Genomic DNA, 8,495 nt, shown 5'->3' with positions numbered 1-8,495 from the left:
TTCAGATAGCACTCAGTTTTTTCGCTTCTGTGCTTTATTGCGTAAGCATCCCTATTTAAAAACTGTCCGGAGTATTGTAAGTTAGGAAATCTCAATATTTTTCGGTACTCTAGCTTACCACTCATAACCGTGTTCTTTTCCCCATTGTATCCACGCTAGGGCCATTTGCTTCATCCGGCCGCGCTGTTCTGGTTTTACCGGGTTGTCACCAGTAATTGCCCTCAACGCCCAAAACCAATGGTCTGGCTTTTGTTCTAGGTCACGCAAAATCAAGGGGATAACTGGCTGTCCCATGCCGATAATTCTCTGATAAGCTTGGTGCATTGATTTCTGTGTAACTAATGATAGCATCCCCGTTTCGAGGCGCCATTCTTCGGCGAACTTCTTAAACTCTGCTTCTAGTTCTACCTTGCTTTTAATCGGGAAGTCATCAGCAGGAATTCCTGAAGGCAACAAATATACTTTTAAAACATCCTTGGCTTTTGATGCCGATTCTAAAAAGCTATTCGGCATCAACAAGCTATTAAGCTTTTCACAAAATCGCTCTTTTTCTTCGGTTGATAAGTTAGAGAGCTCTTCAAATTCATCAACAGCCGCAATAAGCTCATCTGCTAGTTCTTCCACCGTCCAAGCATAAGTTTTCTTTAAAGCATATATAGGAATAATACTCTCTAGTATATTGACTAAATCATCATGGTTCGTGTTTTCTACCTCAGACTCTACGTTTCTGACTAAATCATCAATAGGCAACGCAGGGACTGTTTGTCTCAACGCAGTTAAAATAGCCTGAAACACTGAGTTGTCCAAGGCTATAATTTTTTCGATGCCGGATTGATATTGGCGATGTATTTTTAAAGAAGGCATATTAGTTTTCTTGTCTTTGCTAAGAGAAGTTTAATTAAGACTAATTGGCTTACTTATACGTTCATTATAACACCCTTTCGATCGTAAAAATGTAGGGACACGGCAGTGCCGTGTCCCTACCCAATATCTGTACTTCTTACTCAAATTATCACATTTTGCTGATAATTCTCTGCACGATTTCCACGCCTGTTACTGCTTGCCAGCCAAACAGCCCTAATAGCACAATATTCAGAAAGATGTGAGTGTTTCTGGCCAAATCATTGCCTTTTTGCATCAAAGGAGTCAGCGAGGCTGCGATCGCAATTATTGCCGTCATTCCCAATCCTGCTAGCAAGTGGGAGCCGACAAATAGTTTGCCGTTGTTGATGTAGGTGACAGCCATACCGCCGATCGCCCCCGTTACCATCAACGCTAGCAGCAAAGAACCCATTTGGTGGTGCTTGATGTTGAATTTGCCCTTAATTAACTCTTTTTTGACTTCGCCTTCCGCGCTTCTGGTACGGCGGATTTGCAGGCCGAGATACAAAGCATACAATGAGATTGCCAGCAATACCCACATTAAAACTGGGTGGAAGAATTGGCTCCAAACTTTAACTGACTGAGGAATTTCGAGATTCATAGTGTTCTGAGGATTAGCAAACATACTTCATAAAACTTAGCATACCAGTCAGGCCGTCTCATGCGACGGTAAAAATATACGGGATGAGACACTATTATGCCTGCCACTAAACAAGACGCTTTATTGATTCAAGCCGCCAAGACCGGCAACATTATTCACGTCCAAGCTTTACTCGCTAAGGGAGTTGACGCTAACGCCAAAGACTCTGAGGGGACGACGGCTTTGATGTTTGCGACCCAAAAAGGCTATACGGAAATCGTGCGTATTCTACTAAACAATGGCGCTAATGTCAATCAAGCGAGCAGGCGTTTTGGGCTGACGGCTTTGATGCTGGCGGCGGCTCACAAACAGCCTGATTCTGCACGGCTGTTGTTAGCTGCGGGTGCTGATGTTAATGCTAAAAATGATGATGGAAGTACGGCTTTGATGGCGGCTTCTCTGAAAGGTGATATCAATGTTGTGCGGCTTTTAGTTGATGCTAATGCTGATGTAAATGTCCGAGATAAAGATGGAGATTCGGCTCTAAAAATAGCTGCTTTGTCCGGTCATCTAGCTGTTGTTAAAGCTTTGGTGGATGCGGGTGCGGTTGCTGACAATTCTATGCTGTTTTTAGCTGTCCGTCAAGGTAGCGCAGAAATTGTGGGAATTTTGCTCAATTGTGGGGCGGATGCTAATGTTAAAAATCTAGAGAGCAAAACTGCTTTGATGCTGGCTGCGACAGCGGGAAATTTGGCTGTTGTCCAGGCGCTGTTGGCTGCTGGTGCTGATGTCGAAATTCGCGACAAAGAGGGCGAAACAGCTTTAACTTTGGCTGCGGATTCCGGCAATACTGATGTGGTGCAAACTTTGCTTGGTGCGGGTGCTAATGCGAATGTGAAAAATGGAGATGGGGGCACGGCTTTGATGGCCGCTGCTGCTGGGGGAAATTTGCCGATCGCCCATATCTTACTCGATGCGGGCGCCGATATCAACGCTAAGGATAAAGATGATGAAACTGCTTTGAATTTTGCCGTGGTTGAAGGCTGCGAAGATGTCGTGGAATTGCTCTTAAACCGAGGTGCTAGTGTCGGTTCTAGAAATCGGTTGGGCGATACGCCTTTACTGGTGGCGGCAGTTCACGGCCATAGTGCGATCGTATCGGCTTTGCTGCAAAAAGTAAACTCAAATCGGGATGAGTTTCTGAATGCGAAAAACTTTGGGGAGACTGCTTTGACGCTGGCTGCTTTTCACGGACATACCGAGACGGTGAAGGCTTTGCTTGACGGCGGTGCAGATCCCAATGTCCCGGCGGATTTGGGGAAAACGGCTTTAATGAAGGCGTGCGATCGCGGTTATGTGGCGATCGTCCAATTATTAGTCGAAAAAGGTGCAGATGTCAACTTGCTCGATGATTCGGGCGCAACAGCTTTAATGTGGGCCGCACATCGGGGTTATGCTGAGGCAGTAAAAATTTTAATTGCTGCTGGTGCAGAACTAAACCATAAAAATTCGGGAAATTATACAGCTTTAATGCTGGCTGAGTTCAAACGTTATTCCAGTGTGGTGAAATTGCTCAAAAGTGCTGGAGCACAGCAGTGATATCGCGGGTTTGGGGCGGGTTTATTTAATCTATCTGTACTTTTTAAGGATATTGACAAACCCGCCCCGAGGGGTTTATTGAGTTAATTTACCCCTTTAATTTTGAGTCCGCGCGGGCTAAATTTGTTTGTATAGTAGCGGTTTCAACCGCCGATTTTTCTAGGAGTATTAACCCTAATTTTGCTTTACCTCAATTTGCTTTGCGCACCCAGCCGTTAATAGTAAAGCGACTATCAGCAAAAGCTTTCGAGGGACAGCTAACTCGCAAAACTTCGTGCATATACCGACTAAGAAAAAATACGATGCTGTTATTGCGAGGCTCAACGGTTCTAAATGTCTCGTCTGCAACATAGAAATTGTTCTCAATTTTGCTGTCATAAATCAGCAATTCACCTCCAGAAAAAGCTTTGGGTTCTCGATTGAAATAGTAAACGTAAGTAAAAAATCTGGTTGCGGTATCTGGAGATCCGCTGTCGTTGTGAAGTTTGTAAAAGTTGTTGTCGTTGTGCATGGTTAACTGAGCTTCTATTTCACCAAGCGGAAATGAATGAATATTTAATTTGCGCAGCACGTCGGGGAGAATTGCTTTGATGCGATTAACCATCAGTTCCGAAAATTCGGGGAACGAGTGAAGTACCATCGAACGGCGGTAATCTTCGGCATTGGTTGAGGTGCTGGTACTCACAAATTCTGATTCTTTTGCTAAAACATATTTGATGAGTTTGTTCTTTTCTGCGGATGTCAAAAAGTTGTCAATTTGGGCGTAGCGTGATATTAAGTCATCATTTACAGGTGGCGCAGGGGCGGGAATTTCAGCGGCGGGAATTTCTACGGGAATTGCAGGCTGCTGCGGTTGCAGTTGCTGCAAGTAAATCGGGGGTTCTGTGACTAACCCGACTAGGTGTTCGCCGGGAAAAGAAAGGGCGGAACGCCCTTCGTCTATGGGGATTTGAAATAAGGTGGAAAAACCGGGTGTTTGTTGAGTGCGATCGACTAATGTTTTGACAAGGCTGTGTAATAAAGGTGTGTCGGATTTGAGGGTGACGGTGCACTGATGTCCGCCAGTAAGCAGGATTTTGACTTTTACGTCTTGAGGTTTAATTTGCTGTTGAATTGTGGTATTCATAGCCGTTAGTTATAGAAGAAGGAAAAAGGAAGAAGGAAGAAGGAAGAAGGAAGAAGGAAGAAGGAAGAAGGAAGAAGGAAGAAGGAAGAAGGAAGAAGGAAGAAGGAATAACAAAAATTTAATCATTGCTTGAGGGCGGGTTAGAAGCCCATCCCACAAGAGAATTGACTCTTTGTGGAACAGGCATCTTGTTTGTTCGTGAGAGATACCTAAGATGTCATTACTACACTACGAACTTAATTAATGCAAGAAGTGGCGGATGTCGGTGAAAACCATTGTGATTCCGAGTTGGTTGGCTGCTTCAATGGAATCTCGATCGCGCATACTTCCGCCTGGTTGGACGATCGCAATTATTCCCGCCTCAGCCGCAGTTTTGACTGAATCGTCGAAGGGGAAGAAACCATCGCTAGCCAAAATCGCTCCTTTGCTCTTCTCTGCTGCTTGTTCCAATGCTAGTTTAACCGATCCCACGCGATTCATTTGTCCGGCGCCGACACCGATTGTAGTGCGCTCGCGCGTCACAACGATCGCATTTGATTTGACGTGTTTTGCTACTTTCCAAGCAAACAGCAATTCTTCCCACTCTCCCGCCGTCGGCTGTTTCTCAGTAACAGTCCGCCATTTGCTAGTTTCTTCTACTATATTATCTGACTCTTGCACCAGCAAACCGCCTGCAATAATTTTAACAGTTTGTGGCGGCCCTTGAGTCAAATCGGGCAAAATTAATACTCTAACTTTCGCCTTTTTCTTGATAATTTCTTCTGCTTCTGGTTCGCACCCCGGGGCGACGATACATTCTAAAAATGTTTGAGTTAAGGCCGTTGCGGTAGCAGCATCAATCGGGCGGTTGAGGGCGACAATTCCGCCGAAAGCTGAGACTGAATCGGTGTCGAAGGCTTTTTGATACGCTTCAGAAATAGTTGTTCCCAAGGCTGTACCGCAAGGATTTGTATGCTTCAGAATAGCGGCGGCGGGGGTGTCGGGGAATTCTACGATTAGCCGCCTTGCTGCTTCTAAATCTACTAAATTATTGTAGCTTAATTCTTTGCCTTGCAGGATGGTGCTAGTCGTCCAGCCTGTCGGTATACTTCCGCTTTGATACCAGGTGGCGGCTTGATGGGGATTTTCGCCGTAGCGGAGAGTTTGCCACTCTTTGCCTGATAAATTAAACTGCTCTGGTAGCGAAGATTCTTCAGCGGATTGGCTGCTGAGATAAGTTGCGATCGCGCGATCGTAGTTGGCTGTATGTTTGAAAGTTTCCAGCGCGCATCTTTGCCGGAATTTCAAGGAGGCTTCCCCGCCGTTTTGCCGCATTTCTGCTAAATAAGTATTGTACTGTTCGGGGTCGCACAAAACTGTCAAATGAGCGTGGTTTTTGGCTGAAGCTCTCAGCAGCGCCGGCCCGCCGATATCTATCTGCTCTATTGCGTCGGTTAGCGTTACTCCCGGTTTAGCAATTGTCTCTTCAAATGGATACAAATTGACCACAACTAGATCGATCGCCCGAATTTGATTTTCATTTAAATCTGTTAAATCTTGCTGTACATCGCGGCGTGCTAAAATACCACCGTGGATTCGCGGGTGAAGTGTTTTGACTCGACCTCCCAAAATTTCGGGAGAACCAGTATATTCTGCAACTTTGGTGACTGGAATTCCAGCTTCTTTGAGGACAGTTGCTGTCCCGCCGCTGCTAATTATGTCAAATTCAAATTCTTCTACTAGACTGCGCGCTAAGTCGATTAGTCCGGTTTTATTAGATGTGCTCAGAAGTGCTAGACGTGCCATTGGTTTGAAGTTGCGAGCGCAAAAATAGACAGGTTATATTCTATATCAAATTTGGTGGCAGGGACATGATTTGATAAATGCTAATTATGATTATTTTTGAGGATTTAAAGATGAGTTCGCTTATTTTTAACCTTATTTTTTGTCAAAACTATATGATTTTTTATACTGGCCCGTGGCTTCTAAATATTTAGGACTTGCGCGTGGCTCTGGTTATTTTGTCCAGTGCGAGGGGAATTGAAGCCATATCCAGCCTTCACAGTTCGTCTCTCTACGTAAGTGTCAATGTTGTTTAAGTTACTTAAAAAAGCGTAATAGATAATTCGATGGCGATCGCTCTGGAATTTTAACGATGTTTTATGATGAATTCTAAAAGTAATGTGCTAGCATCGGGTGTAAATTGCTCTATCCCTAAATTTGCGGGAACATTGGGCGATGCAACACCTTCATCTAAAAAATAATTTGGTAGGGTTTAAATATGTTTTTTCAAGAAGCCGATTCGGAAAATAAGCTCAGTAATATTAGCAGAAACCATAAAAAAAATGCTCAAAAAAATATGACCAACAGAAGAGACTACCAAGAGATGCCCAAAAAAAGAGCCGAGAATTCGACAGAGGCTAACATTTCCGAAGCTTATAGTCTTAGTTTGTGCGAACTGCAGCAGATGGAGCGATCGATGGAACAGCTAAAGCAGGATTTGAAGGCTAGCGAATCTCGCTTTCGGAATGTGATCGAAAAAAATGCCGACGGCATCGCAATCGTTAACAAGCGAGGACTTGTGTGTTTTGCCAACCCGTCAGCAGAAGCGCTGTTTAACTGCAAAGCAGAGGAACTTTTAGGTCAAGCATTTTTTGGCAATTTGGTAGTAGAAAGTTCAGCTTGCGACATTGAGATGGCCACGGATATTATTCCCCAAGTTGGAAAAACAGAAGTAGCAGGAACTCGCGTCGTGCAAACAGAAGTTGAAGCTATTCGCCAGCAAAAAGCAAATGCTGTAGTAGAAATGCGGGTGGTGGAAACGGAATGGGAGGGAGAAATGGCTTATTTAGCTACGCTGCGGGACATTACCGATCGCAAGCGCGCAGAAGAAATGCTTTGGTTGTACGATCGAGCTATAGCAGCTACTAGCACCGGAGTTACGATTTCTGACGCCACTCACCCAGAACATCCCATTATTTATTGCAATCCCGCATTTGAAAGCATGACAGGTTATCGCCGACAGGAAATTCTCGGAAAAAACTGCCGATTTTTGCACGGAAGCGATACGAATCCGGCGGCAGTAGAAATCATTCGCCAAGCCTTCCAAACAGAAAGCGAATGCAAGGTAATATTAAAGAATTACCGCAAAGACGGAACCGCTTTTTGGAATTGTTTCTCAATATCACCCGTGCGCGATCGAATGGGCAAATTAACTCATTTTATTGGCGTACAGAGAGACATCACTGAGCGCAAACAAGCCGAAGAAGCCTTGCATAATTCCGAAGCACAAAGCAGAGAACAAGCCGCTCAACTAGCAGCCACACTTAACCAACTCAAAACCACTCATTCCCAATTAGTTCAAAGCGAAAAAATGTCTAGCTTGGGATTGCTACTGGCTGGCGTCGCTCACGAAATTAACAACCCAGTCAGCTTCATTTACGGCAATATCGCTCATCTCACAAATTATACTCAAGACTTGTTTCAGCACCTCGAACTTTATCAACAGCACTATCCTAATCCAGTCGCCGAAATTCAAGAGGAAAGAGAAAAAAAAGATCTCGATTTTTTAGCGGAAGATTTACCTAAAATACTGTCTTCAATGAGCGTTGGTGTGGAGCGGATTTGCCAGATTGTGCAGTCGCTGCGGAACTTTTCGCGGCATGACGATTCACAGATGAAACCCGTTAACCTCCACGAAGGTATTGACAGCACGCTGCTAATTCTCAATCACCGGTTGAAAGGGAACGGAGAAAAGCCGCAAGTTCAAATTGTAAAACACTACGGAGAATTGCCGACTGTTGAGTGTTTTGCTGGGCCGATCAATCAAGTTTTTATGAATATTCTCAGCAATGCGATCGATGCTTTAGAAGATGCGAACAGTAGGCAAAATTGTCAAGGAATGCTAGAAAATCCCAGCCAAATTAGGATTGGTACGGAAGTTGTCGGCAATTTTGTAGAAATTAAAATTGCCGATAACGGCCCGGGAATAACTGAGCAAGTCAAACAGCACATCTTCGATACATTTTTTACTACCAAGCCCATTGGCAAAGGCACGGGAATGGGTTTGTCAATTAGCTATCAAATTATTGTAGAAAGACACAAAGGCGAATTATACTGTACTTCGGAATTGGGCAAGGGCACGGAATTTACTATCAGAATTCCGATCGCACCTTAGCGCGGAATGTGCAATCTGCACATTATCAAGGTGATATATAGGCAAACAAGCGAGCGGGACGCTCGCACTCCTAAAAAACGAGAAAAATCGTTTTTTCTCGTTCCCAGACTCTAGCTGGGAACGCATACTTAGAGGCTTTGCATCCCCATTGT

Annotated in this window: 7 protein-coding genes; 3 read left to right on the top strand and 4 right to left on the bottom strand. The window is 44.4% G+C overall.

All coding sequences use genetic code 11. The features are described 5' to 3' along the window. Positions 1 to 114 precede the first annotated feature (114 nt). Positions 115 to 864 (bottom strand): hypothetical protein, encoded by a 750-nt coding sequence (locus tag QUA20_RS11660; RefSeq protein ID WP_333188930.1) that lies wholly within the window; start codon positions 862 to 864, stop codon positions 115 to 117. A gap of 148 nt (positions 865 to 1,012) precedes the next feature. Then, positions 1,013 to 1,483: a DUF4079 domain-containing protein gene (locus QUA20_RS11655; protein ID WP_333188928.1), complete on the bottom strand. Its 471-nt coding sequence runs from the start codon at positions 1,481 to 1,483 to the stop codon at positions 1,013 to 1,015. 96 nt (positions 1,484 to 1,579) lie between these two features. On the opposite strand from QUA20_RS11655, the gene QUA20_RS11650 reads away from it, so the two are divergent. Continuing rightward, positions 1,580 to 3,061: an ankyrin repeat domain-containing protein gene (locus QUA20_RS11650; RefSeq protein WP_333188926.1), complete on the top strand. Its 1,482-nt coding sequence runs from the start codon at positions 1,580 to 1,582 to the stop codon at positions 3,059 to 3,061. Positions 3,062 to 3,251: 190 nt separating this feature from the next. On the opposite strand, the gene QUA20_RS11645 is transcribed toward QUA20_RS11650, so the two are convergent. Then, positions 3,252 to 4,187: a 2OG-Fe(II) oxygenase gene (locus tag QUA20_RS11645; RefSeq protein WP_333188924.1), complete on the bottom strand. Its 936-nt coding sequence runs from the start codon at positions 4,185 to 4,187 to the stop codon at positions 3,252 to 3,254. Here QUA20_RS11645 and QUA20_RS11640 point away from each other — a divergent pair. Beyond that, positions 4,177 to 4,320: a hypothetical protein gene (locus tag QUA20_RS11640; protein WP_333188922.1), complete on the top strand. Its 144-nt coding sequence runs from the start codon at positions 4,177 to 4,179 to the stop codon at positions 4,318 to 4,320. The genes QUA20_RS11645 and QUA20_RS11640 overlap by 11 nt on opposite strands. A 107-nt stretch (positions 4,321 to 4,427) precedes the next feature. On the opposite strand, the gene purH is transcribed toward QUA20_RS11640, so the two are convergent. Continuing rightward, complete coding sequence (gene purH, locus QUA20_RS11635; protein ID WP_333188920.1) at positions 4,428 to 5,972, bottom strand: bifunctional phosphoribosylaminoimidazolecarboxamide formyltransferase/IMP cyclohydrolase; 1,545 nt, start codon at positions 5,970 to 5,972, stop codon at positions 4,428 to 4,430. A 553-nt stretch (positions 5,973 to 6,525) separates the two neighbouring features. Between purH and QUA20_RS11630 the strand changes: the two genes are divergently transcribed. Beyond that, positions 6,526 to 8,343 (top strand): PAS domain S-box protein, encoded by a 1,818-nt coding sequence (locus QUA20_RS11630; RefSeq protein WP_333188917.1) that lies wholly within the window; start codon positions 6,526 to 6,528, stop codon positions 8,341 to 8,343. Positions 8,344 to 8,495 lie beyond the last annotated feature (152 nt).

It is taken from the genome of Microcoleus sp. Pol7_A1 (assembly GCF_036701085.1).
GTDB lineage: Bacteria > Cyanobacteriota > Cyanobacteriia > Cyanobacteriales > Microcoleaceae > Microcoleus > Microcoleus asticus.
Note: the sequence above shows the minus strand (reverse complement) of the source record. Positions and strands in the feature narration are given on the sequence as shown.